Origin of the sequence: Pseudomonas antarctica, from assembly GCF_900624995.1 — a bacterium.
GTDB classification, from domain to species: domain Bacteria; phylum Pseudomonadota; class Gammaproteobacteria; order Pseudomonadales; family Pseudomonadaceae; genus Aquipseudomonas; species Aquipseudomonas antarctica.
The window spans coordinates 1-24,680 of the sequence record NZ_UYXQ01000009.1; the positions used below are offsets into that span (position 1 = coordinate 1).

The 24,680-nt window shown below is 54.7% G+C and carries 26 protein-coding genes, 4 tRNA genes and 1 rRNA gene; all 31 read left to right on the forward strand.

The annotated features are described in order from the left end of the window. A 5S ribosomal RNA gene (gene rrf, locus E0F99_RS31085) occupies positions 1–80 on the forward strand; the annotation flags it as partial. A 168-nt stretch (positions 81–248) separates the two neighbouring features. Further along, on the forward strand, positions 249–1,208 hold the full coding sequence (birA, locus tag E0F99_RS08770) for a bifunctional biotin--[acetyl-CoA-carboxylase] ligase/biotin operon repressor BirA (RefSeq protein WP_083356517.1): 960 nt from the start codon (positions 249–251) through the stop codon (positions 1,206–1,208). Further along, the gene (locus E0F99_RS08775; RefSeq protein ID WP_083356518.1) at positions 1,198–1,947 is read left to right on the forward strand and encodes a pantothenate kinase; all 750 of its coding nucleotides are present in this window, start codon (positions 1,198–1,200) and stop codon (positions 1,945–1,947) included. The genes birA and E0F99_RS08775 overlap by 11 nt, the downstream gene beginning before the upstream one ends. Positions 1,948–1,954: 7 nt before the next feature. Continuing rightward, positions 1,955–2,401, forward strand: a complete 447-nt coding sequence (locus E0F99_RS08780) for a hypothetical protein (protein ID WP_083356519.1) — start codon at positions 1,955–1,957, stop codon at positions 2,399–2,401. A gap of 142 nt (positions 2,402–2,543) precedes the next feature. Beyond that, positions 2,544–2,628, forward strand: a tRNA-Tyr gene (locus tag E0F99_RS08785). Positions 2,629–2,652: 24 nt separating this feature from the next. Beyond that, positions 2,653–2,726, forward strand: a tRNA-Gly gene (locus E0F99_RS08790). Positions 2,727–2,752: 26 nt separating this feature from the next. After that, positions 2,753–2,828: transfer RNA gene (locus E0F99_RS08795), tRNA-Thr, on the forward strand. A gap of 161 nt (positions 2,829–2,989) precedes the next feature. Then, positions 2,990–3,065, forward strand: a tRNA-Trp gene (locus E0F99_RS08800). Between the two features lie 45 nt (positions 3,066–3,110). Beyond that, positions 3,111–3,479, forward strand: a complete 369-nt coding sequence (gene secE, locus E0F99_RS08805) for a preprotein translocase subunit SecE (protein ID WP_083356520.1) — start codon at positions 3,111–3,113, stop codon at positions 3,477–3,479. 9 nt (positions 3,480–3,488) lie between these two features. After that, positions 3,489–4,022 carry a transcription termination/antitermination protein NusG gene (nusG, locus tag E0F99_RS08810; RefSeq protein WP_003176436.1) on the forward strand — a complete coding sequence of 178 codons (534 nt, stop codon included), beginning with the start codon at positions 3,489–3,491 and terminating at the stop codon, positions 4,020–4,022. Positions 4,023–4,139: 117 nt separating this feature from the next. Next, positions 4,140–4,571, forward strand: coding sequence for a 50S ribosomal protein L11 (rplK, locus tag E0F99_RS08815; protein WP_003210097.1), 432 nt, complete (start codon positions 4,140–4,142; stop codon positions 4,569–4,571). Beyond that, positions 4,571–5,266 carry a 50S ribosomal protein L1 gene (rplA, locus tag E0F99_RS08820; protein ID WP_003232403.1) on the forward strand — a complete coding sequence of 232 codons (696 nt, stop codon included), beginning with the start codon at positions 4,571–4,573 and terminating at the stop codon, positions 5,264–5,266. Before rplK ends, rplA begins: the two co-directional genes overlap by 1 nt. Before the next feature lie 199 nt (positions 5,267–5,465). Next, a complete protein-coding gene (gene rplJ, locus E0F99_RS08825) occupies positions 5,466–5,966 on the forward strand; it encodes a 50S ribosomal protein L10 (protein ID WP_083356521.1) in 501 nt (166 codons plus the stop codon). Positions 5,967–6,044: 78 nt separating this feature from the next. Then, positions 6,045–6,410, forward strand: coding sequence for a 50S ribosomal protein L7/L12 (gene rplL / locus E0F99_RS08830; RefSeq protein ID WP_083356522.1), 366 nt, complete (start codon positions 6,045–6,047; stop codon positions 6,408–6,410). A gap of 219 nt (positions 6,411–6,629) precedes the next feature. Further along, positions 6,630–10,703, forward strand: coding sequence for a DNA-directed RNA polymerase subunit beta (gene rpoB / locus E0F99_RS08835; protein ID WP_083356523.1), 4,074 nt, complete (start codon positions 6,630–6,632; stop codon positions 10,701–10,703). Positions 10,704–10,767: 64 nt separating this feature from the next. After that, a complete protein-coding gene (gene rpoC / locus E0F99_RS08840; RefSeq protein ID WP_083356524.1) occupies positions 10,768–14,967 on the forward strand; it encodes a DNA-directed RNA polymerase subunit beta' in 4,200 nt (1,399 codons plus the stop codon). Between the two features lie 216 nt (positions 14,968–15,183). Continuing rightward, on the forward strand, positions 15,184–15,555 hold the full coding sequence (rpsL, locus tag E0F99_RS08845; protein ID WP_002555494.1) for a 30S ribosomal protein S12: 372 nt from the start codon (positions 15,184–15,186) through the stop codon (positions 15,553–15,555). A gap of 118 nt (positions 15,556–15,673) precedes the next feature. Then, on the forward strand, positions 15,674–16,144 hold the full coding sequence (rpsG, locus tag E0F99_RS08850; protein WP_002555493.1) for a 30S ribosomal protein S7: 471 nt from the start codon (positions 15,674–15,676) through the stop codon (positions 16,142–16,144). A 30-nt stretch (positions 16,145–16,174) separates the two neighbouring features. Then, positions 16,175–18,280: an elongation factor G gene (gene fusA / locus E0F99_RS08855; RefSeq protein WP_015886136.1), complete on the forward strand. Its 2,106-nt coding sequence runs from the start codon at positions 16,175–16,177 to the stop codon at positions 18,278–18,280. A 30-nt stretch (positions 18,281–18,310) separates the two neighbouring features. Continuing rightward, entirely contained in the window at positions 18,311–19,504 is a 1,194-nt protein-coding gene (gene tuf / locus E0F99_RS08860; RefSeq protein WP_003176426.1) for an elongation factor Tu, read from the forward strand. Positions 19,505–19,663: 159 nt separating this feature from the next. Then, complete coding sequence (rpsJ, locus tag E0F99_RS08865) at positions 19,664–19,975, forward strand: 30S ribosomal protein S10 (protein ID WP_003186070.1); 312 nt, start codon at positions 19,664–19,666, stop codon at positions 19,973–19,975. An 81-nt stretch (positions 19,976–20,056) separates the two neighbouring features. Then, positions 20,057–20,692 (forward strand): 50S ribosomal protein L3, encoded by a 636-nt coding sequence (gene rplC, locus E0F99_RS08870; protein ID WP_007253310.1) that lies wholly within the window; start codon positions 20,057–20,059, stop codon positions 20,690–20,692. 12 nt (positions 20,693–20,704) lie between these two features. Continuing rightward, positions 20,705–21,307 (forward strand): 50S ribosomal protein L4, encoded by a 603-nt coding sequence (rplD, locus tag E0F99_RS08875; protein WP_017135963.1) that lies wholly within the window; start codon positions 20,705–20,707, stop codon positions 21,305–21,307. Continuing rightward, positions 21,304–21,603, forward strand: a complete 300-nt coding sequence (rplW, locus tag E0F99_RS08880) for a 50S ribosomal protein L23 (protein ID WP_002555488.1) — start codon at positions 21,304–21,306, stop codon at positions 21,601–21,603. Before rplD ends, rplW begins: the two co-directional genes overlap by 4 nt. A 14-nt stretch (positions 21,604–21,617) precedes the next feature. After that, a complete protein-coding gene (gene rplB / locus E0F99_RS08885) occupies positions 21,618–22,442 on the forward strand; it encodes a 50S ribosomal protein L2 (RefSeq protein ID WP_003176423.1) in 825 nt (274 codons plus the stop codon). A gap of 16 nt (positions 22,443–22,458) precedes the next feature. Continuing rightward, a complete protein-coding gene (rpsS, locus tag E0F99_RS08890; protein ID WP_003232420.1) occupies positions 22,459–22,734 on the forward strand; it encodes a 30S ribosomal protein S19 in 276 nt (91 codons plus the stop codon). An 11-nt stretch (positions 22,735–22,745) separates the two neighbouring features. Beyond that, a complete protein-coding gene (rplV, locus tag E0F99_RS08895) occupies positions 22,746–23,078 on the forward strand; it encodes a 50S ribosomal protein L22 (RefSeq protein WP_003103908.1) in 333 nt (110 codons plus the stop codon). Positions 23,079–23,091: 13 nt separating this feature from the next. After that, the gene (gene rpsC / locus E0F99_RS08900; RefSeq protein ID WP_003176422.1) at positions 23,092–23,778 is read left to right on the forward strand and encodes a 30S ribosomal protein S3; all 687 of its coding nucleotides are present in this window, start codon (positions 23,092–23,094) and stop codon (positions 23,776–23,778) included. A 12-nt stretch (positions 23,779–23,790) separates the two neighbouring features. Beyond that, complete coding sequence (rplP, locus tag E0F99_RS08905) at positions 23,791–24,204, forward strand: 50S ribosomal protein L16 (RefSeq protein ID WP_003232424.1); 414 nt, start codon at positions 23,791–23,793, stop codon at positions 24,202–24,204. Next, the gene (gene rpmC / locus E0F99_RS08910; RefSeq protein WP_002555481.1) at positions 24,204–24,395 is read left to right on the forward strand and encodes a 50S ribosomal protein L29; all 192 of its coding nucleotides are present in this window, start codon (positions 24,204–24,206) and stop codon (positions 24,393–24,395) included. Before rplP ends, rpmC begins: the two co-directional genes overlap by 1 nt. 2 nt (positions 24,396–24,397) lie before the next feature. Next, entirely contained in the window at positions 24,398–24,664 is a 267-nt protein-coding gene (rpsQ, locus tag E0F99_RS08915) for a 30S ribosomal protein S17 (RefSeq protein WP_003176419.1), read from the forward strand. Positions 24,665–24,680 lie beyond the last annotated feature (16 nt).

A 24,680-nucleotide genomic window follows, 5' to 3' on the forward strand; every position in this document is an offset into this window, starting at 1 on the left:
ATCCCGAACTCAGCAGTGAAACGATGCATCGCCGATGGTAGTGTGGGGTTTCCCCATGTGAGAGTAGGTCATCGTCAAGATTAAATTCCAGAACCCCTGTTTGCTAACGCAAACAGGGGTTTTGTTTTGGGCGGTCGGAAAGCGTGAATAGGCTCATCTCAACGGACATCAATGCTAAACCCCGCCCTTTCTATGCAATGGCGTTACGCATGGCTATCATGCCTGCCTCATTGTGAGGCGATACTTGCATGCTGATGTTGTTAGAACTTCTAAAAGATGGCCGATTTCATTCCGGAGAAGCGCTGGGTGCCGCCTTGGGCGTCAGCCGCAGTGCTATTTGGAAGCAGCTCCAGCATCTCGAGGCAGAGCTGAATCTGCCCATTCACAAAATCCGTGGTAAGGGCTATCAGCTTGCGGCTCCGTTGGTGTTCTTGAATGCAGGGGAGATTGAGGCGAATGCCGCCTCTCTGGCGTGGCCTGTTTACATCTATGACTCTATTGACTCCACGAATGCTGAGGCTTTGCGTCTAGTCGAGGCGGGCTGCGCTGCGCCGTTTCTGGTGCTTGCGGAGCAGCAAACGGCGGGAAGGGGGAGGCGAGGCCGTAAGTGGGTGAGCCCGTTCGCTCAGAATGTCTATTACAGCCTTGTATTGCGTATCGAGAGTGGGCTGCGACAGTTGGAGGGCCTTAGTCTCGTAGTCGGGTTGGCAGTCATGCAGGCTCTGCGTGAGTTGGGTGTGCAGGGGGCGGCCTTGAAGTGGCCAAATGATGTCTTGGTTGGGCACAAGAAAATTGCTGGCATCTTGCTTGAGTTGGTTGGCGATCCTGCGGACATCTGCCACGTTGTTCTCGGAATAGGAGTTAACGTCAATATGCAGCAAGCAGCTGAGGTTGATCAGCAGTGGACCTCGGTGCAATTGGAGGCTGGTTCTGCCGTCGACCGCAATTACTTGGTTGCACAGTTAGGTCTGCAGTTGCAAAGTCATCTTGAACGTCATAATGCCTCTGGTTTTGGTGAGCTCCAGGAAGAGTGGGAGCGGAATCATTTATGGCAGGGCAGGGCCGTCTCCCTCATCGCGGGCGTCAACCAGATTGACGGGGTTGTACTGGGGGTCGACCACCGTGGCGCGCTACGCCTGAGCGTCGATGGTGTCGAGCAAATATATAGCGGTGGTGAGTTAAGCCTGAGGCTGCGTGATGATTCTTGAGCTCGACTGTGGGAATAGCTTTATCAAGTGGCGTGTGCTCGATTCGCAGGTGGCTGGCACCTCTGTAGAGGGGGTTGTCGATTCGGATCTGGCGCTGATTGAGAGTTTGATAGCGGTTCCGGGGCTGTTGTTGACGCGTTGCCGCCTAGTGAGTGTACGTGCTTCAGAGGAGACCGATAAGCTGGTTGCTGCACTGCAAGAAGCCTTCGGTGTCACCGTCTCCTGTGCTACCTCGGCGCGAGAAATGGCAGGGGTGCGCAATGGCTATGAAGAGTTCGAGCGCCTTGGGCTTGATCGCTGGTTAGCTATGTTGGGTGGATTCAAGTTGGCATCAGGTGCTTGTCTGGTGCTCGATTTTGGTACAGCGGCGACAGCGGACTTTATTGCTGCTGATGGTAAGCATCTCGGCGGCTTTATATGTCCTGGGATGCCCCTAATGCGCAGTCAGTTGCGAACGCACACCCGTAAGATTCGCTACGACGACGCCGCGGCCGAGCAAGCCTTGGAGCGTCTCTCCCCGGGCCGGACAACCGTTGAGGCTGTCGAGCGAGGCTGTACGTTGATGCTCAGAGGGTTTGTGTTGACTCAGTTGGAGCTGGCACGCCGCTATTGGGGGGATGACTTCACTGTTTTCCTGACCGGGGGCGATGCTGACCTGGTCTCGGATGCTGTGCCGCACGCTCGCTTTATTCCTGATTTGGTCTTTGTCGGTCTGGCGATGGCGTGCCCTTTTTCCTGAGGTATTTATGCGTTGGCTATTTTTGCTTTTGCTCGTTCTCAATGCCTTTTATTACATCTGGCATCAACAAGAGGCGCCTCTGCGTGCCAAGGATGTCACGCCCCTAAGTCTCTATCGAGGCTCTCAGCAGGACATTCGCCTGTTGAGTGAGTCCTCTGATTCGGTGGTCCGTCGTGCTCGAGCGAAAAGCCCTGATTCACAAAATACTTGCTTATACATAGGCGGCTTTGCTGATCAGCGGCAAGTTCAGTCCCTTGAGCAGCGGCTGATGAGCCTGGATATAAAGGCCAGGGTGCAACTGCTGAATGAGCCTGACGTTTCCGGCTACTGGCTCCGCGTGGCGCCTGAAAGCAGGCGCCTGGCCGATGATCTACCCTTTGAAAACCTTGCTAAGGAATTCAATGAGTTAAAACATAAAATAATGTTGTGCGAAGGCGTTGCAACTGTCGAATAGTTTGCATAGAATGGCGCCCGCTTCGCAGTGAAGACCTTTACGGTCTACGGCGTGAAGTGAAGGTCAATGCAGCTAACCTCATATTTTTAATGAGAAAATGCTTGACAGAAGGTCGGCGTGATGTAGAATGCCGGCTCGCTTAGGAGGGGTTCCCGAGCGGCCAAAGGGATCAGACTGTAAATCTGACGTCTACGACTTCGAAGGTTCGAATCCTTCCCCCTCCACCATTTTTAGCGTGAGCTGCAAGCTCCGCGGGTATAGTTTAGTGGTAGAACCTCAGCCTTCCAAGCTGATGATGCGGGTTCGATTCCCGCTACCCGCTCCAAGTTTGCAGGTTGTGCACGGTGTTTTGCTCTTGTAGCTCAGTTGGTAGAGCACACCCTTGGTAAGGGTGAGGTCAGCGGTTCAAATCCGCTCAAGAGCTCCATATAACAAGGCAGATATGAAAATATCTGCCTTTGTTTTAACAGCTGCCTCGGCTTGATGGTGTTGTATCTGGCTTTATCGTCAGGTGATTTCAAGTCTGTTGGGGTTGGTTGTTGTAATGTCTTTTTCAGGCCTGCATAATGGTCGGCCTGATTTTGTTTTAGGTCAGTAGCTCAATTGGCAGAGCGACGGTCTCCAAAACCGTAGGTTGGGGGTTCGATTCCCTCCTGACCTGCCAGATTCACGTGGTGTATCTGGCTTTCTTTTCACAGGATCTTCATAGATGACTCCTAAGGCTGAAGCTCAAAGCTCTCGTTTCGATCTCGTCAAGTGGCTCGCTGTGGTCGCGTTGGTGGTCGTAGGCGTTGTTGGCAATCAGTATTATTCTGCTTCGCCGATCCTGTACCGTGTGCTCGCTTTGCTCGCTCTTGCTGCTGTAGCTGCCTTTGTAGGTCTGCAGACTGTCAAGGGCAAGTCTTTCGCGGTCCTGGTAAAGGAAGCTCGCACCGAAATCCGTAAAGTCGTTTGGCCGACTCGCCAAGAAACTACGCAGACCACGTTGATTGTTGTGGCTGTTGTTCTGGTTATGGCGTTGCTGTTGTGGGGGCTTGATTCCCTGCTCGGTTGGCTTGTTTCCTTGATTGTTGGCTAAGGGTGTCCCGTGGCTAAGCGTTGGTACGTTGTGCATGCTTACTCGGGTTACGAGAAGCATGTTATGCGCTCTTTGCTAGAGCGCGTAAAGCTGGCAGGCATGGAAGATGGCTTCGGCGAAATTCTGGTTCCCACTGAAGAAGTGGTTGAAATGCGGAATGGTCAGAAGCGCAAAAGCGAACGTAAGTTCTTTCCTGGCTATGTGCTGGTTCAGATGGACATGAATGAAGGTACTTGGCACTTAGTCAAGGACACTCCTCGTGTCATGGGCTTCATTGGTGGTACTGCCGATAAGCCTGCTCCTATCACTGACAAAGAGGCGGAAGCGATTCTGCGTCGTGTTGCTGATGGTAGCGACAAGCCTAAGCCGAAGACGTTGTTCGAGCCGGGTGAGGTTGTTCGTGTCACAGATGGTCCGTTTGCTGATTTCAACGGCACCGTCGAAGAAGTTAACTACGAAAAGAGCCGGATCCAAGTGGCAGTGCTCATTTTCGGTCGCTCTACTCCGGTAGAGTTGGAGTTCAGCCAGGTCGAGAAGGTCTAGCTGAGCAAGCATCCCAACCCCGCAGCCTTAGGCTGTGGGGTTTTGTCGTCACTGGGATAAACGCGCAAGTAACCGGGGAGCCTTTCGAGGCGTTTGAACCCGTAATTGGAGTGCCTCATGGCCAAGAAGATTACCGCTTACATCAAGCTGCAAGTGAAGGCCGCTCAGGCCAACCCAAGTCCACCTGTCGGCCCTGCTCTGGGTCAGCACGGCGTGAACATCATGGAATTCTGCAAGGCATTCAACGCCCGTACTCAGGGTATTGAGCCAGGCTTGCCGACTCCAGTGATCATCACTGTGTACAGCGACCGTAGCTTCACTTTCGAAACCAAGTCGACCCCGGCTTCGGTTTTGTTGAAGAAGGCTGCAGGTCTGACCAGCGGTTCCGCTCGTCCTAACACCGTTAAGGTTGGCACCGTAACTCGTGCTCAGCTGGAAGAAATCGCGAAAACCAAAAACGCGGATCTGACTGCAGCTGATATGGATGCAGCCGTGCGTACCATCGCCGGTTCTGCTCGTAGCATGGGCCTTAACGTGGAGGGTGTGTAATGGCTAAGCTGACCAAGCGCCAAAAGGCTATCGCCGGCAAAATCGAAGCAGGCAAGGCCTACAACTTTGTAGACGCTGCTGCCCTGCTGACCGAGCTGTCGACTGTCAAGTTCAGCGAGTCCGTTGACGTTGCTGTAAATTTGGGTGTTGACCCACGTAAATCCGACCAGGTCGTTCGTAGCGCTACTGTGCTGCCACACGGTACTGGCAAGACTGTACGTGTTGCTGTCTTCACCCAAGGCCCAGCAGCTGAAGCTGCTCTGGCCGCCGGCGCCGATCGCGTTGGTATGGACGACCTGGCTGCCGAAATGAAAGGCGGCGACCTGAACTACGACGTAGTTATTGCTTCCCCGGATGCAATGCGCGTTGTGGGTCAGTTGGGCCAGATCCTCGGTCCACGTGGTCTGATGCCTAACCCTAAAGTCGGCACCGTAACGCCAGACGTAGCTACCGCGGTTAAAAACGCCAAGGCTGGTCAGGTTCGTTATCGCACCGACAAAAACGGCATCATTCACACCTCCGTTGGCAAGGTCGGCTTCGACGCCGTCAAGCTGAAGGAAAACGTTGAAGCCCTGATCGCTGATCTGAAGCGTATCAAGCCAGCTTCCTCGAAAGGTATCTACGTGAAGCGCGTTACCCTGAGCACCACTATGGGCCCAGGTCTGGTCATCGACCAAGGCTCGCTGGACGTATAAGACACAGGTTGGTGCGAGAGATCGCGCCAATTGAAAAAATTGGGGTCCCTGCCTGGCGGGGGCTATCCAAGACCGTAGGCGGCGCAAGTCTTAAACCACAAGCCTACGCAGATGGTGCTCCCGGTTCCTTACCGAATCAGACACCAAAACGACATCCGGCTTCGGCCAGATGAAACGGTAACAAGCAGGAGTTAAACCCGTGGCAATTAATCTCAATGACAAGAAGGCCATCGTCGCTGAAGTCAACGAGGCTGCCAAAGCTGCTCTGTCCGCTGTCGTGGCTGATGCCCGTGGTGTGACAGTAAGCGCTATGACCGGACTCCGTAAAGAGGCTCGTGAAGCTGGCGTGTACGTACGTGTTGTACGTAACACCCTGCTCAAGCGCGCTGTTGCTGACACTGAATACAGTGTCCTCAATGACGTGTTCACCGGCCCGACTCTGATCGCATTCTCCACTGATCATCCAGGCGCTGCTGCCCGTTTGTTCAAAGAGTTCGCCAAGAGTCAGGACAAGTTCGAGATCAAGGCAGCTGCGTTCGAGGGCAAGTTCCTCGCAGCTAACCAAATCGACGTATTGGCAACACTGCCGACCCGTAACGAAGCTATTTCGCAGCTGATGAGCGTGATTCAAGGCGCTACCAGCAAGCTGGCTCGTACTCTGGCAGCAGTTCGCGAGCAAAAAGAAGCTGCAGCAGCCTAAGGCTGAGCATCTCCTTTCGCGTATTTTTGTTTATTTCGATGGCCGCGTAGGCCGTCCCCCAATTCAGGAAATACAGTAATGTCTATCTCCCAAGAAGATATCCTCAACGCCGTAGCTGAAATGTCGGTTCTGCAGGTTGTTGAGCTGATCAAAGCTTTCGAAGAAAAATTCGGCGTTTCCGCTGCTGCTGCTTCCGCTGGCCCAGCTGTTGCTGCTGTTGCTGCTGAAGAGCAAACCGAATTCAACGTCATGCTGCTTGAAGCTGGCGAGAAGAAAGTAAACGTGATCAAGGCAGTTCGTGAACTGACCGGTCTGGGCCTGAAAGAAGCCAAGGCTGTAGTTGATGGCGCTCCTGCCCAGGTTCTGGAAGCAGTGTCGAAAGACGCAGCTGACAAAGCCAAAGCTACTCTGGAAGAAGCAGGCGCTAAAGTCGAGCTGAAGTAAGCATCGACCTTGCGTCTCCAGCCCAAGCGTTAAGCTGAAGGCTGATGGCTGGTGGCTCATGCCACCGGCCTTTTTCCGTTCTTGGCTGTCGACTCGGTCGCCGCCATTAACGCGCTGTAGCCACCCGATGCGGTGGTGCAAACCATGGGGTTTGCAAGATTTTCTGGCTGCTCCCGTCGGGAGGGCCAAACAAGCAGGTGACCAAGCTGGGGAACGCTGATGGCTTACTCATATACTGAGAAAAAACGTATCCGCAAGGACTTTAGCAAGTTGCCGGACGTCATGGATGTCCCGTACCTTCTGGCTATCCAGCTGGATTCGTATCGTGAATTCTTGCAAGCGGGAGCGACTAAAGATCAGTTCCGCGACGTGGGCCTGCATGCGGCCTTCAAATCCGTTTTCCCGATCATCAGCTACTCCGGCAATGCTGCGCTGGAGTACGTGGGTTATCGCCTGGGCGAACCGGCATTTGATGTCAAAGAATGCGTGTTGCGCGGTGTTACGTACGCCGTACCTTTGCGGGTAAAAGTCCGTCTGATCATTTTCGACAAAGAATCGTCGAACAAAGCGATCAAGGACATCAAAGAGCAAGAAGTCTACATGGGCGAAATCCCACTGATGACTGAAAACGGTACCTTCGTTATCAACGGTACTGAGCGCGTTATCGTTTCCCAGCTGCACCGTTCCCCGGGCGTGTTCTTCGACCACGACCGCGGCAAGACGCACAGCTCCGGTAAGCTCCTGTACTCCGCGCGGATCATTCCGTACCGCGGCTCGTGGTTGGACTTCGAGTTCGATCCGAAAGACTGCGTGTTCGTGCGTATCGACCGTCGTCGTAAGCTGCCGGCCTCGGTACTGCTGCGCGCGCTCGGCTATACCACCGAGCAAGTGCTGGACGCTTTCTACACCACCAACGTATTCAGCCTGAAGGATGAAACCCTCAGCCTGGAACTGATTGCTTCGCGTCTGCGTGGTGAAATTGCCGTTCTGGATATCCAGGATGAAAATGGCAAGGTCATCGTTGAAGCCGGCCGCCGTATTACCGCGCGCCACATCAACCAGATCGAAAAAGCCGGTATCAAGTCGCTGGACGTGCCGCTGGACTATGTCCTGGGTCGCACCACCGCCAAGGTCATCGTTCACCCAGCTACGGGCGAAATCCTGGCCGAGTGCAACACCGAGCTGAACACCGAGATCCTGGCGAAAATCGCCAAGGCTCAGGTTGTTCGCATCGAGACCCTGTATACCAACGACATCGACTGCGGTCCGTTCATCTCCGACACACTGAAGATCGACTCCACCAGCAACCAATTGGAAGCGCTGGTTGAGATCTATCGCATGATGCGTCCAGGTGAGCCACCAACCAAAGACGCTGCCGAGACCCTGTTCAACAATCTGTTCTTCAGCCCTGAGCGCTATGACCTGTCTGCGGTCGGCCGGATGAAGTTCAACCGTCGTATCGGTCGTACCGAGATCGAGGGTTCGGGCGTGCTGTGCAAGGAAGACATCGTCGCGGTACTGAAGACCCTGGTCGACATCCGTAACGGTAAAGGCATCGTCGATGACATCGACCACCTGGGTAACCGTCGTGTTCGCTGCGTAGGCGAAATGGCAGAGAACCAGTTCCGCGTTGGCCTGGTGCGTGTTGAGCGTGCGGTCAAAGAGCGTCTGTCGATGGCTGAAAGCGAAGGCCTGATGCCGCAAGACCTGATCAACGCCAAGCCAGTGGCTGCGGCGGTGAAAGAGTTCTTCGGTTCCAGCCAGCTCTCGCAGTTCATGGACCAGAACAACCCGCTCTCCGAGATCACCCACAAGCGCCGTGTTTCCGCACTGGGCCCGGGCGGTCTGACCCGTGAGCGTGCTGGCTTTGAAGTTCGTGACGTGCACCCAACGCACTACGGTCGTGTTTGCCCGATCGAAACGCCGGAAGGTCCGAACATTGGTCTGATCAACTCCCTGGCCGCTTATGCGCGCACCAACCAGTACGGCTTCCTTGAAAGCCCGTACCGCGTGGTGAAAGACGCACTGGTCACCGACGAGATCGTGTTCCTGTCCGCCATCGAAGAAGCTGATCATGTGATCGCTCAGGCTTCGGCCACGATGAACGACAAGAAAATGCTGATCGACGAGTTGGTAGCTGTTCGTCACTTGAACGAGTTCACCGTCAAGGCGCCGGAAGACGTCACCTTGATGGACGTATCGCCGAAGCAGGTAGTTTCGGTTGCAGCGTCGCTGATCCCGTTCCTGGAACACGATGACGCCAACCGTGCGTTGATGGGTTCCAACATGCAGCGTCAAGCTGTACCCACCCTGCGTGCTGACAAGCCGCTGGTAGGTACCGGCATGGAGCGTAACGTAGCCCGTGACTCCGGCGTTTGCGTCGTGGCTCGTCGTGGTGGCGTGATCGACTCTGTTGATGCCAGCCGTATCGTGGTTCGTGTTGCTGATGACGAAGTTGAAACTGGCGAAGCCGGTGTCGACATCTACAACCTGACCAAATACACCCGCTCCAACCAGAACACCTGCATCAACCAGCGTCCGCTGGTGCGTAAAGGTGATCGAGTGCAGCGCAGCGACATCATGGCTGATGGCCCGTCCACAGACATGGGTGAGCTGGCGCTGGGTCAGAATATGCGCATCGCGTTCATGGCCTGGAACGGTTACAACTTCGAAGACTCCATCTGTCTGTCGGAACGAGTTGTTCAAGAAGACCGCTTCACCACGATCCACATTCAGGAACTGACCTGTGTGGCGCGTGACACCAAGCTTGGGCCAGAGGAAATCACTGCAGACATCCCGAACGTGGGTGAAGCTGCACTGAACAAGCTGGACGAAGCCGGTATCGTTTACGTAGGTGCTGAAGTCGGCGCAGGCGACATCCTGGTTGGTAAAGTCACTCCGAAAGGCGAGACCCAACTGACTCCGGAAGAGAAGCTGTTGCGTGCCATCTTCGGTGAAAAAGCCAGCGACGTTAAAGACACTTCCCTGCGCGTACCTACCGGTACCAAGGGTACTGTCATCGACGTACAGGTCTTCACCCGTGACGGCGTTGAGCGTGATGCTCGTGCACTGTCGATCGAGAAGACTCAACTCGACGAGATCCGCAAGGACCTGAACGAAGAGTTCCGTATCGTTGAAGGCGCGACCTTCGAACGTCTGCGTTCCGCTCTGGTAGGCCACAAGGCTGAAGGCGGCGCAGGTCTGAAGAAAGGTCAGGACATCACCGACGAAATCCTCGACGGTCTCGAGCACGGCCAGTGGTTCAAGCTGCGCATGGCTGAAGATGCTCTGAACGAGCAGCTCGAGAAGGCCCAGGCCTACATCGTTGATCGTCGCCGTCTGCTGGACGACAAATTCGAAGACAAGAAGCGCAAACTGCAGCAGGGCGATGACCTGGCTCCAGGCGTGCTGAAAATCGTCAAGGTTTACCTGGCAATCCGTCGCCGCATCCAGCCGGGCGACAAGATGGCCGGTCGTCACGGTAACAAAGGTGTGGTCTCCGTGATCATGCCGGTTGAAGACATGCCGCACGATGCCAATGGCACCCCGGTCGACGTCGTCCTCAACCCGTTGGGCGTACCTTCGCGTATGAACGTTGGTCAGATCCTTGAAACCCACTTGGGCCTCGCGGCCAAAGGTCTGGGCGAGAAGATCAACCGTATGATCGAAGAGCAGCGCAAGGTCGCAGACCTGCGTAAGTTCCTGCACGAGATCTACAACGAGATCGGCGGTCGCAACGAAGAGCTGGACACCTTCACTGACCAGGAAATCCTGGATCTGGCGAAGAACCTTCGCGGCGGCGTTCCAATGGCTACCCCGGTATTCGACGGTGCCAAGGAAAGCGAAATCAAGGCCATGCTGAAACTGGCAGACTTGCCAGAAAGCGGCCAGATGCAGCTGTTCGACGGCCGTACCGGCAACAAGTTTGAGCGCCCGGTTACTGTTGGCTACATGTACATGCTGAAGCTGAACCACTTGGTAGACGACAAGATGCACGCTCGTTCTACCGGTTCGTACAGCCTGGTTACCCAGCAGCCGCTGGGTGGTAAGGCTCAGTTCGGTGGTCAGCGTTTCGGGGAGATGGAGGTCTGGGCACTGGAAGCATACGGTGCTGCTTACACTCTGCAAGAAATGCTCACAGTGAAGTCGGACGATGTGAACGGTCGGACCAAGATGTACAAAAACATCGTGGACGGCGATCACCGTATGGAGCCGGGCATGCCCGAGTCCTTCAACGTGTTGATCAAAGAAATTCGTTCCCTCGGCATCGATATCGATCTGGAAACCGAATAACACGTGACGCGAATCGAGAGCGGGGCTGTATAGCCCGCTCTCTGCTCCGCCAGGAGGAAAGGCCTTGAAAGACCTACTGAATTTGCTGAAAAACCAGGGTCAAGTCGAAGAGTTCGACGCCATCCGTATTGGATTGGCATCGCCTGAGATGATCCGTTCGTGGTCGTTCGGTGAAGTTAAAAAGCCGGAAACCATCAACTACCGTACGTTCAAACCTGAGCGTGACGGCCTGTTCTGCGCCAAGATCTTTGGCCCGGTAAAGGATTACGAGTGCCTGTGCGGTAAGTACAAGCGCTTGAAGCACCGTGGTGTGATCTGCGAGAAGTGCGGCGTTGAAGTTGCACTGGCTAAAGTTCGTCGTGAGCGCATGGCGCACATCGAGCTGGCTTCGCCGGTTGCCCATATCTGGTTCCTGAAATCGCTGCCGTCCCGTATCGGCTTGCTGATGGACATGACCCTGCGTGATATCGAACGCGTTCTCTACTTCGAGAGCTATGTCGTTATCGATCCAGGCATGACCACCCTTGAAAAAGGTCAGCTGCTGAACGACGAGCAGTACTTCGAAGCGCTGGAAGAGTTCGGCGACGATTTTGATGCCCGCATGGGTGCCGAAGCTGTCCGCGAACTGCTGCACGCTATCGACCTGGAACACGAGATTGGCCGTCTGCGTGAAGAAATTCCGCAAACCAACTCCGAAACCAAGATCAAGAAACTGTCCAAGCGTCTGAAGTTGATGGAAGCCTTCCAGGGTTCCGGCAACTTGCCAGAGTGGATGGTGCTGACTGTTCTGCCGGTTCTGCCGCCAGACCTGCGTCCGCTGGTACCGTTGGATGGCGGTCGCTTCGCGACTTCCGACCTTAACGACCTGTACCGTCGCGTGATCAACCGTAACAACCGCTTAAAGCGTCTGCTCGATCTGTCCGCTCCGGACATCATCGTGCGCAACGAAAAGCGTATGTTGCAAGAAGCTGTCGATGCCTTGCTCGACAACGGTCGTCGTGGCCGTGCTATCACCGGTTCGAACAAGCGTCCTCTGAAATCCTTGGCTGACATGATCAAGGGTAAGCAAGGTCGTTTCCGTCAGAACTTGCTCGGTAAGCGTGTTGACTACTCCGGTCGTTCGGTAATTACCGTAGGCCCGACCCTGCGTCTTCACCAGTGCGGTCTGCCTAAGAAGATGGCTCTTGAGCTGTTCAAACCGTTCATCTTCGGCAAGCTGGAAATGCGCGGTCTCGCGACCACCATCAAAGCGGCCAAGAAAATGGTCGAGCGCGAACTGCCAGAGGTTTGGGACGTTCTCGCTGAAGTGATTCGCGAACACCCGGTTCTCCTCAACCGTGCGCCGACCCTTCACCGTCTGGGTATCCAGGCGTTTGAACCAGTACTGATCGAAGGTAAGGCTATCCAGCTGCACCCTCTGGTCTGTGCTGCGTACAACGCCGACTTCGACGGCGACCAAATGGCCGTGCACGTACCGCTGACACTGGAAGCCCAGTTGGAAGCGCGCGCGTTGATGATGTCGACCAACAACATTCTGTCGCCAGCCAACGGTGAGCCAATCATCGTTCCGTCGCAGGACGTTGTATTGGGTCTGTACTACATGACGCGTGAAGCGATCAACGCCAAGGGCGAAGGTCGTGTGTTCGCTGACCTGCAAGAAGTTGACCGTGTGTTCCGTGCCGGCGAAGCCGCACTGCATGCCAAGGTCAAGGTGCGGATCAACGAAACCGTCAACGACCGTGATGGCGGCAGCGTGAGCGGCACTCGTATTGTCGACACTACTGTCGGCCGTGCGCTGCTGTATCAGGTTGTGCCAAAAGGTCTGTCGTACGACGTCGTCAACTTGCCGATGAAGAAAAAGGCGATCTCCAAGCTGATCAACCAGTGCTACCGCGTGGTTGGTTTGAAAGAGACTGTGATCTTCGCTGACCAGTTGATGTACACCGGCTTTGCTTATTCGACCATTTCCGGCGTTTCCATCGGTGTTAACGACTTCGTTATCCCGGATGAAAAAGCCCAGATCATCAATGCTGCTACTGATGAAGTGAAAGAAATCGAAAGCCAGTACGCCTCCGGCCTGGTAACCCAGGGCGAGAAGTACAACAAAGTGATCGACCTTTGGTCCAAGGCCAACGATGAAGTGTCGAAGGCGATGATGGCTAACCTCTCGAAAGAGAAGGTTATCGACCGTCATGGCGTAGAAGTCGATCAAGAGTCGTTCAACTCGATGTACATGATGGCCGACTCGGGCGCACGGGGTTCTGCTGCGCAAATCCGTCAGCTCGCCGGTATGCGTGGCCTGATGGCTAAGCCGGACGGTTCCATCATTGAAACGCCGATCACTGCGAACTTCCGTGAAGGTTTGAGCGTACTTCAGTACTTCATCTCCACGCACGGTGCTCGTAAGGGTCTTGCGGATACCGCGTTGAAAACCGCTAACTCCGGTTATCTGACTCGTCGTCTGGTAGACGTAGCGCAAGACTTGGTTGTGACTGAAGTCGACTGCGGCACCGAGCACGGTCTGCTGATGACTCCGCACATCGAAGGCGGCGACGTTGTAGAGCCGTTGGGTGAGCGCGTACTGGGTCGAGTAATCGCCCGTGACGTATTCAAGCCGGGTACCGAGGAAATTATCGTTCCTGCCGGCACTCTGGTGGACGAGAAGTGGGTAGAGTTCATTGAACTCAACAGCATCGACGAAGTGATCGTTCGCTCGCCGATCAGTTGCGAAACCCGTTACGGCATTTGCGCCAAGTGCTACGGCCGTGACTTGGCTCGTGGTCACCAGGTGAACATCGGTGAAGCGGTCGGCGTTATCGCTGCCCAGTCCATCGGTGAGCCGGGTACCCAGCTGACCATGCGTACGTTCCACATTGGTGGTGCGGCAAGCCGGACCTCCGCAGCTGACAGTGTTCAGGTGAAGAATGGCGGTACCGTCCGTCTGCACAACCTGAAACACGTTGAACGAGTGGATGGTTGCCTGGTTGCTGTGTCCCGTTCCGGTGAGCTGGCAATCGCTGATGACTACGGTCGTGAGCGCGAGCGTTACAAGCTGCCGTACGGTGCCGTGATTTCGGTTAAAGAAGGTGACAAGGTCGACGCTGGCGCAATCGTGGCCAAGTGGGATCCGCACACTCACCCAATCGTTACCGAAATGAAAGGTACCGTGACCTACGTGGGCATGGAAGAAGGCATCACGATCAAGCGTCAGACTGACGAATTGACCGGTATGACCAACATTGAAGTACTCGATGCTAAAGACCGTCCAGCAGCAGGCAAAGATATCCGTCCTGCCGTGAAGATGGTTGATGACAACGGTAAGGACTTGTTGCTGCCAGGCACTGACGTTATCGCTCAGTACTTCCTGCCAGCCAACGCCCTGGTCGGTGTTGCGGACGGTGCGAAGATCGCGATCGGTGATGTTATCGCGCGTATCCCGCAAGAAACTTCGAAGACCCGTGACATCACCGGTGGTCTGCCGCGTGTTGCCGACTTGTTCGAAGCTCGTCGTCCGAAAGAAGCGTCGATTCTGGCTGAAGTCAGCGGCACCATCGCGTTCGGTAAAGAGACCAAAGGCAAGCGCCGTCTGGTTATTACCCCGAACGACGGTACCGATCCGTACGAGGAGCTGATTCCTAAGTGGCGTCACCTGAACGTCTTCGAAGGCGAACAGGTAAACCGCGGCGAAGTTATCTCCGACGGCCCGAGCGATCCACACGACATCCTGCGTCTGCTGGGTGTGAGTGCGTTGGCCAAGTACATCGTCAACGAGATCCAGGACGTTTACCGTCTGCAAGGCGTGAAGATCAACGACAAGCACATCGAGACCATCCTGCGTCAGATGCTGCGTAAAGTTGAAATCGCTGAATCCGGCGATTCCAGTTTCATCAAGGGCGACCAGATGGAACTGACTCACGTACTGGTAGAAAACGAACGTCTGGGCGCGGAAGACAAATTTGTCTCCAAGTTCACTCGTGTGTTGCTGGGTATCACCAAGGCGTCGTTGTCCACTGAGTCGTTCATCTCGGCGGCCTCCTTCCAGGAGACCACTCGCGTACTGACCGAAGCGGCGGTAACCGGCAAGCGCGATTACCTGCGCGGCCTGAAAGAAAACGTGGTCGTGGGTCGTCTGATCCCGGCGGGTACCGGTTTGGCTTACCACAGCGAGCGTAAGCGCCGCCGTGATGCTGACAAGCCGCTGCGCGTAAGCGCCAGTGAAGTGGAAGCTGCACTGACCGAAGCGCTGAACTCAAGCGGTAACTGAGTTCTGCGATAAATAAGTCTGGGCCCTGGCAGCCCCATTCGTCGGATCAAGGCAGATTTGCCCCGGTTCGACGAGAGGGGAGGTCGGGGCCTTGCCTTGACTGGGGGCAAGATCCTCTTTAGACTCTTGTACCCCTAAATTTGGCGGGAATTCGTTCCTGCCATTTTGCTTTTCTTGCAAGACAATAGCGTCGCAAGACAACAGTGGAGCTAGTAGATGGCAACTATCAACCAGCTGGTACGTCAGCCGCGTAAGCGTATCGTCGAGAAATCCGACGTGCCTGCGCTGCAGAACTGCCCGCAACGTCGTGGCGTATGCACTCGCGTGTATACCACTACGCCGAAAAAACCTAACTCGGCACTGCGTAAAGTATGCCGTGTGCGTCTGACCAACGGTTTCGAGGTTTCCTCGTACATCGGCGGTGAAGGCCACAACCTGCAAGAGCACAGCGTGGTACTGATCCGCGGCGGTCGTGTAAAAGACTTGCCAGGTGTTCGTTACCACACCGTACGCGGCTCCTTGGATACTTCCGGCGTTAAAGGTCGTAATCAGGGTCGTTCGAAGTACGGTACCAAGAAGCCTAAGTAGTAGCGGCTTTTTGTAAAACTGAATCATCTTATTTTCTGAGTCGATAAGAGTAAGGTCGGAGGCGTCCCGCAAGGGCACCGATTCCGAGCGAACCTGAAGACCGTTTGAGGGCTTATCCATGCCAAGAAGACGCGTAGCAGCCAAGCGCGAAGTGCTTGACGATCCAAAATACGGAAGCCAAATTCTGGCCAAGTTCATGAACCACGTGATGGAAAGCGGCAAGAAAGCCGTTGCCGAGCGTATCGTTTATGGCGCGCTGGAAAAGGTTAAAGAACGCAAGAACAGCGACCCCCTGGAAATCTTCGAGAAAGCTCTCGACGCCATCGCTCCGCTGGTCGAAGTGAAGTCGCGCCGTGTAGGCGGTGCTACTTACCAGGTTCCGGTTGAAGTTCGTCCGTCCCGTCGTAACGCCCTGGCAATGCGCTGGTTGGTAGACTTCGCCCGTAAGCGTGGCGAGAAGTCTATGGCTCTGCGTTTGGCTGGCGAACTGTTGGACGCTGCTGAAGGTAAAGGTGCTGCTGTTAAGAAGCGTGAAGACGTGCACCGTATGGCTGAAGCTAACAAAGCTTTCTCGCACTACCGCTTCTAATCTTAGCTTCACTAATTTTGCGAGGGCTTTATGGCTCGTACTACTCCGATTAGCCGCTACCGTAACATCGGTATCGTTGCTCACGTGGATGCTGGTAAAACCACCACCACCGAGCGCGTACTGTTTTACACCGGCAAAAGTCACAAGATGGGCGAGGTGCATGACGGCGCCGCGACCACAGACTGGATGGTTCAGGAGCAGGAGCGTGGTATTACCATTACTTCTGCTGCTATTACCGCCTTCTGGAAAGGTTCCGAGAAGCAGTACAAAGATGAGCACCGCTTCAACGTAATCGATACCCCGGGCCACGTAGACTTCACCATTGAAGTTGAGCGTTCCCTGCGCGTACTCGACGGCGCTGTCGTTGTGTTCTGTGGTACCTCGGGTGTTGAGCCTCAGTCGGAAACCGTATGGCGTCAAGCCAACAAATACGGCGTTCCACGTCTTGTTTACGTAAACAAGATGGACCGTGCTGGTGCTAACTTCCTGCGCGTGATCGGTCAGATCAAGCAGCGCCTGGGTCACACCCCGGTGCCAATCCAGTTGGCTATCGGTTCCGAAGACAATTTCCAAGGCCAGATCGATCTGCTGACCATGGAAGCTGTTTACTGGAACGATGCTGACAAGGGTATGGTTCCTGTTCGTAAGCCTATCCCTGCTGAACTGCAGGAACTGGCTGATGAATGGCGCAACAACATGGTTGAAGCTGCGGCCGAAGCCAACGAAGAGCTGATGAACAAGTACCTCGAAGGTGAAGAACTCACCAACGTGGAAATCAAGGCTGCTCTGCGCCAGCGTACTATCGCTGGTGAGATCGTCTTGGCTGTTTGCGGTTCCTCGTTCAAGAACAAGGGTGTTCCCCTGGTTCTCGATGCTGTGATCGACTACCTGCCTGCGCCAGTTGATATTCCTGCCATCAAGGGTACTGACCCGGATGACGAGACTATCGAGCTGGAGCGTCATGCAGACGATGCAGAGCCGTTCTCTGCTCTGGCATTTAAAATTGCCACTGACCCATTCGTGGGTACCTTGACCTTCGTCCGCGTTTACTCGGGCGTGTTGAACTCCGGCGACGGCGTGATCAACTCGGTTAAGGGCAAGAAAGAGCGCGTGGGTCGTATGGTGCAAATGCACGCAAACGCCCGTGAAGAGATCAAGGAAGTACGCGCTGGTGACATCGCGGCCTTGATCGGCATGAAGGACGTCACCACTGGTGAGACTTTGTGCAACGCTGATAAGCCAATCATCCTGGTTCGTATGGACTTCCCGGAGCCGGTTATTTCGGTTGCCGTAGAGCCTAAAACCAAGGATGACCAGGAAAAAATGGGTATCGCTCTGGGCAAGCTTGCTCAGGAAGATCCATCTTTCCGCGTCAAAACTGATGAAGAGACGGGTCAAACGATCATCTCCGGCATGGGCGAGCTGCACTTGGACATCCTGGTTGACCGGATGCGCCGTGAGTTCAACGTCGAAGCCAACATCGGTAAGCCTCAGGTTTCCTATCGTGAGCGCATCACGAAGAACTGTGAAATCGAAGGCAAGTTCGTTCGTCAGTCCGGCGGTCGTGGTCAGTTCGGTCACTGCTGGATCCGTTTTGCTCCTGCTGACGAAGGTCAGGAAGGTTTGCAATTCGTGAACGAAGTAGTAGGTGGTGTGGTTCCTAAGGAATACATCCCTGCTATCCAGAAGGGTATCGAAGAGCAGATGAAGAACGGTGTTGTTGCCGGCTATCCGCTGATCGGCCTGAAAGCAACCGTTTTTGACGGTTCTTACCACGACGTCGACTCCAACGAGATGGCGTTCAAGGTGGCTGCTTCCATGGCAACCAAGCAACTGGCCCAGAAGGGCGGTGGTGAGTTGCTTGAGCCAATCATGGCGGTAGAAGTTGTTACACCTGAAGACTATATGGGTGATGTCATGGGCGACCTTAACCGTCGTCGCGGCATGATCTTGGGCATGGAAGACACGGTTTCCGGCAAAGTGATTCGCGCCGAGGTTCCGTTGGGTGAGATGTTCGGTTATGCGACCGACGTTCGCTCCATGTCTCAGGGTCGCGCAAGCTACTCTATGGAATTCAAAAAATACAACACAGCTCCGGCGCACATCGCTGAAACTGTATCCAAAAAACAAGGCTGATTCAGTCCTTTAGGCAAGGAGTTAATTGTCGTGGCTAAAGAAAAATTTGATCGTTCCCTACCGCACGTCAACGTTGGCACCATCGGTCACGTTGACCACGGTAAAACCACTCTGACTGCTGCTCTGACTCGCGTTTGCTCCGAAGTATTCGGTTCCGCAATCGTTGATTTCGATAAAATCGACAGCGCACCAGAAGAAAAAGCTCGTGGTATCACCATCAACACCGCGCACGTTGAATACAACTCGCTGATCCGTCACTACGCTCACGTTGACTGCCCAGGTCACGCTGACTATGTGAAGAACATGATCACCGGTGCTGCCCAGATGGACGGCGCGATCCTGGTTTGTTCGGCCGCTGATGGTCCGATGCCACAAACTCGTGAGCACATCCTGCTGTCCCGTCAGGTTGGCGTTCCGTACATCGTGGTTTACCTGAACAAGGCTGACCTGGTAGACGACGCTGAGCTGCTGGAACTGGTTGAGATGGAAGTGCGCGATCTGCTGAGCACTTACGACTTCCCAGGCGACGACACTCCGATCATCATCGGTTCTGCTCGTATGGCTCTGGAAGGCAAAGACGACAACGAAATGGGCACCACGTCCGTTCGTAAACTGGTTGAAACTCTGGACAGCTACATCCCAGATCCAGTTCGTGTTATCGACAAGCCGTTCCTGATGCCAATCGAAGACGTATTCTCGATCTCCGGTCGCGGTACTGTTGTGACTGGTCGTATCGAGCGCGGTATCGTTAAGGTTCAAGATCCACTGGAAATCGTTGGTCTGCGTGACACTACCGTCACCACCTGCACCGGTGTTGAAATGTTCCGTAAACTGCTCGACGAAGGTCGTGCTGGCGAGAACTGCGGCGTTCTGCTGCGTGGTACCAAGCGTGACGACGTTGAGCGTGGCCAGGTTCTGGTTAAGCCAGGTTCGGTTAAGCCGCACACCAAGTTCGAAGCTGAAGTGTACGTGCTGAGCAAAGAAGAAGGCGGTCGTCACACTCCGTTCTTCAAAGGCTATCGTCCACAGTTCTACTTCCGCACTACCGACGTTACTGGTAACTGCGAACTGCCGGAAGGTGTAGAAATGGTAATGCCAGGCGACAACATCAAAATGGTTGTCACCCTGATCAAAACCATCGCTATGGAAGACGGTCTGCGCTTCGCAATCCGCGAAGGCGGCCGTACCGTTGGTGCTGGCGTTGTAGCTAAAATCATCGAGTAATTATCTCTTCTGAGATAGCTCCGATGTTTTGAGGAGGCCCCCGCTTAGCGGGGGCCTTTTTTATTGGGTTGACACCCATCAGGGCCGTCTATAGAATTGCGCCTCCTTTTAACGGGCGTATTGCGCTCGCTGGGAATAGCAGCCGGAGTCTGAAATCCAATGCAAAATCAGCAAATCCGTATCAGGTTGAAGGCTTTTGACCATCGCCTGATCGACCAATCCACCCAGGAAATCGTGGAAACCGCGAAACGTACTGGTGCTCAAGTGCGTGGTCCAATTCCACTGCCTACCCGTAAAGAGCGGTTCACCGTTCTGGTCTCCCCGCACGTCAACAAAGACGCGCGTGACCAGTACGAGATCCGTACTCATAAGCGCGTACTGGACATCGTCCAGCCAACGGATAAAACCGTTGATGCACTTATGAAGCTTGATCTGGCGGCCGGTGTGGAAGTACAGATCAGCCTCGGCTAAGACTTGGGTCTTAGTCGTGTAACGCTCTGAAATGGGCGGCCATAGCGGGTGAAAGCCCCGTACACTCATGAGGTTTACAACATGACTATTGGTGTAGTCGGTCGTAAATGCGGTATGACCCGTATTTTCACCGAAGAAGGTGTCTCCATTCCGGTCACGGTCATTGAGATCGAACCGAATCGCGTCACCCAGTTCAAAACTGAAGAAACCGATGGCTATCGTGCAGTGCAAGTCACTGTCGGCGAGCGTCGTGCTTCGCGCGTGACTGCTGCTCAAGCAGGTCACTTCGCTAAAGCAAACGTTGCAGCTGGTCGCACTGTTATGGAGTTCCGTCTTGAAGAGGGTGACTACCAGGCTGGCGATCTGATCAACGCTGAAATCTTCGCCGCTGGTCAACTGGTTGATGTAACCGGTCAGTCCAAAGGTAAAGGCTTCCAGGGTACGATCAAGCGTTGGAATTTCCGTGGCCAAGACAACACTCACGGTAACTCCGTCTCCCACCGCGTCCCGGGCTCTATTGGCCAGTGCCAGACTCCTGGTCGTGTATTCAAGGGCAAAAAAATGTCCGGTCATATGGGCGCTGAGCGCGTGACCGTGCAGTCCCTCGAAGTAGTGCGCGTCGACGCTGAACGCAATCTGTTGTTGGTCAAGGGTGCTGTTCCTGGCGCTACTGGCGGCAACCTGGTTGTACGTCCAGCGGCCAAGGCTCGCGGTTAAGGGGAAGCTGACATGCAATTAAATGTAAATGACGCTCAAGCGATCGAAGTTTCCGAACTGACATTTGGCGGCGAATTCAACGAGACGCTGGTTCACCAAGCAGTCGTGGCCTACATGGCCGGCGGCCGTCAAGGTAGCAAGCAGCAAAAGACCCGTTCCGACGTTCGTGGTGGCGGTAAGCGCCCATGGCGTCAGAAAGGCACTGGCCGTGCTCGTGCCGGTACTATCCGTAGCCCAATCTGGCGCGGCGGCGGTACCACGTTCGCAGCTCGTCCACAGGATCACACTCAGAAGCTCAACAAGAAGATGTATCGCGCAGCTCTGCGCTCCATCCTTGCTGAACTCGTGCGTACTGATCGTCTGGTCGTGGTTCAGGACTTCGCTGTTGAAAGTCCAAAAACCAAAGATCTGCTGGGCAAACTGAACAACATGAGCCTGACCGATGTTTTGATCGTGTCTGAAGCTGTTGATCAGAACCTGTACCTGGCTGCTCGCAACCTGCCACACGTTGATGTACGTGACGTGCAAGGTTCCGATCCAGTTAGTCTGATCGCATACGACAAGGTGTTGATCACCGTGTCGGCCGTGAAGAAATTCGAGGAGCTGCTGGGATGAACCAGGAACGCGTATTTAAAGTTCTGCTTGGCCCGCACGTTTCCGAAAAGGCTACGGTTCTGGCTGACAAGAAAGGCCAGTTCGTTTTCAAGGTTGCAACTGACGCAACCAAGCTGGAAATCAAGAAGGCCGTCGAAAGCCTGTTCAGCGTGAAAGTAGAGCGTGTTACTACCCTGAATGTTCTGGGTAAGAGCAAGCGCACTGCTCGCGGTCTGGGCAAGCGTAATGACTGGAAGAAGGCAGTTATCTCCCTTCAGCCAGGCCAAGATCTCGATTTCAGCAGCAGTGCTGAGTAAGGAAGGGGTGCATCATGGCAATCGTTAAATGCAAACCGACTTCCCCTGGCCGCCGTTTTGTGGTCAAGGTGGTCAACCAGGAGCTGCATAAAGGCGCTCCTCACGCACCGCTGCTCGAGAAAAAATCGAAGACTGGTGGTCGTAACAACAATGGTCGTATTACCACTCGTCACATCGGTGGTGGCCATAAGCAGCATTATCGTCTGGTCGACTTCCGTCGCAACGACAAAGATGGCATCTCTGCCACTGTCGAGCGTATTGAATACGATCCAAACCGTACTGCTCACATCGCCCTGCTGCTGTACGCAGATGGCGAGCGTCGCTACATCATTGCCCCTAAAGGCGTGAGTGCTGGCGACCAGCTGATCGCAGGTGCTCTGGCGCCGATCAAGCCGGGCAACGCTCTGCAACTGCGTAACATTCCAGTTGGTAGCACCGTACACGGCATCGAATTGAAGCCAGGTAAAGGCGCGCAAATCGCTCGTTCCGCTGGTGCTTCGGCTCAGCTGATCGCTCGTGAAGGTGTCTACGTGACCCTGCGTCTGCGTTCTGGTGAGATGCGTAAAGTGCTGGCTGAATGCCGCGCGACCCTGGGTGAAGTCTCGAACTCCGAGCACAGCCTGCGTTCGCTGGGTAAAGCTGGTGCCAAACGCTGGCGTGGCGTTCGCCCAACCGTTCGTGGTGTTGCCATGAACCCGGTTGACCACCCACACGGTGGTGGTGAAGGTCGTACCTCTGGTGGTCGTCATCCGGTATCGCCATGGGGCTTCCCGACTAAGGGCGCGAAGACTCGTGGTAATAAGCGTACCGACAAAATGATCGTCCGTCGTCGCAAGTAAATAGAGGGATACGACAGTGCCACGTTCTCTGAAAAAAGGTCCTTTTATTGATCTTCACCTACTGAAGAAGATCGAAGTGGCGGCGGAAAAGAACGATCGCAAGCCGGTGAAAACCTGGTCGCGTCGTTCGATGATCCTGCCACAAATGGTCGGTCTGACCATCGCTGTACACAACGGTCGCTTGCACGTCCCAGTTCTCGTGAACGAAGACATGGTCGGCCACAAACTAGGCGAGTTTGCCGGTACCCGCACTTATCGTGGGCACGTGGCAGACAAGAAAGCCAAGCGTTAAGGGGTTAGGAAATGGAAGTAGCCGCTAAGTTGTCGGGCGCTCGAATCTCCGCCCAGAAAGCCCGCTTGGTCGCCGACCAGATCCGCGGGAAGAAGGTGGGCGAAGCGCTCAACCTGTTGGCTTTCAGCAGTAAGAAAGCCGCCGAGATCATGAAGAAAGTGCTGGAGTCGGCCGTAGCCAACGCCGAGCATAACGAAGGCGCAGACGTTGATGACCTTAAAGTCAGCACCGTTTTCGTCAACGAAGGGCGTTCGCTGAAGCGCATCATGCCACGTGCCAAAGGCCGTGCTGATCGCATCGTCAAGCGGTCTTGCCATATCACTGTCAAGGTTGCTGACAAGTAACGGAGTCGAAGAGATGGGTCAGAAAGTACATCCCATTGGCATTCGCCTGGGAATCGTCAAGGAGCACACCTCCGTCTGGTACGCAGACGGTCGGACTTATGCGGACTATTTGTTCGCTGATCTGAAGGTGCGTGAGTATCTCCAAGACAAACTAAAAAGCGCGTCCGTAAGCCGTATCGATATCCATCGTCCGGCGCAAACTGCACGTATCACCATCCACACCGCTCGTCCAGGTATCGTTATCGGGAAGAAAGGTGAAGATGTTGAGAAACTGCGTCAGGACCTGACCAAGCAAATGGGTGTGCCTGTGCACATCAATATCGAAGAGATCCGTAAGCCGGAGCTCGACGGTATGCTGGTTGCGCAGAGCGTAGCTCAGCAGCTGGAGCGTCGCGTCATGTTCCGTCGCGCTATGAAGCGCGCCGTACAGAACGCCATGCGCATTGGTGCCAAAGGCATCAAAATCCAAGTGAGCGGTCGTCTCGGCGGTGCTGAAATCGCACGTACTGAATGGTATCGCGAAGGTCGTGTGCCATTGCACACCCTGCGTGCCGACATCGACTATGCCAACTACGAAGCTCACACCACTTACGGTGTGATCGGTGTAAAGGTTTGGATCTTCAAAGGCGAAGTAATTGGTGGTCGCCAAGAAGAACTGAAACCACAAGCACCAGCGCCTCGTAAAAAAGCTGCTAAGTAAGGGGTACGCCAAATGTTGCAACCAAAGCGTACGAAGTTCCGCAAGCAGATGACAGGCCACAACCGTGGTCTGGCTCAGCGCGGTAGCAAAGTCAGCTTCGGCGAGTTCGCGCTGAAGTCTGTAGCTCGTGGTCGTCTCACCGCTCGTCAGATTGAGTCAGCGCGTCGTGCACTGACCCGTCACGTTAAACGTGGCGGCAAGATCTGGATCCGTGTATTCCCGGACAAGCCGATCTCCAAAAAGCCTCTCGAGGTTCGTATGGGTAAAGGTAAGGGTAACGTGGAATACTGGGTAGCCCAGATTCAGCCAGGCAAAGTCCTGTATGAAATCGAGGGTGTAACTGAAGAGCTGGCGCGTGAGGCTTTTGCCCTGGCTGCTGCAAAGCTGCCGCTCGCCACCGCCTTTGTTAAACGGACGGTGATGTGATGAAAGCGAATGAACTTCGTGAAAAATCCGCACAGCAGCTGAACGAGCAACTGCTCGGCCTGCTGCGCGACCAGTTCAATCTGCGTATGCAGAAAGCAACTGGCCAGTTGGGGCAGTCTCATCTGCTCTCGCAAGTTAAGCGTGACATCGCTCGCGTGAAGACTGTGCTCAACCAGCAGGCAGGTAAGTGATCATGGCTGAAGCCGAAAAGACTGTCCGTACGCTGACTGGCCGTGTTGTCAGCGACAAGATGGACAAAACCATCACCGTTTTGATCGAGCGTCGCGTTAAGCACCCGATCTACGGTAAATATGTTAAGCGTTCGACTAAGCTGCACGCGCACGACGAAACCAACCAGTGCCACATCGGCGACAAAGTCACTATTCGTGAAACTCGTCCGCTGGCCAAGACCAAGTCTTGGGCGCTGGTTGATGTTCTCGAACGCGCTGTGGAAGTCTAAGGACTAGGGGTCGGAG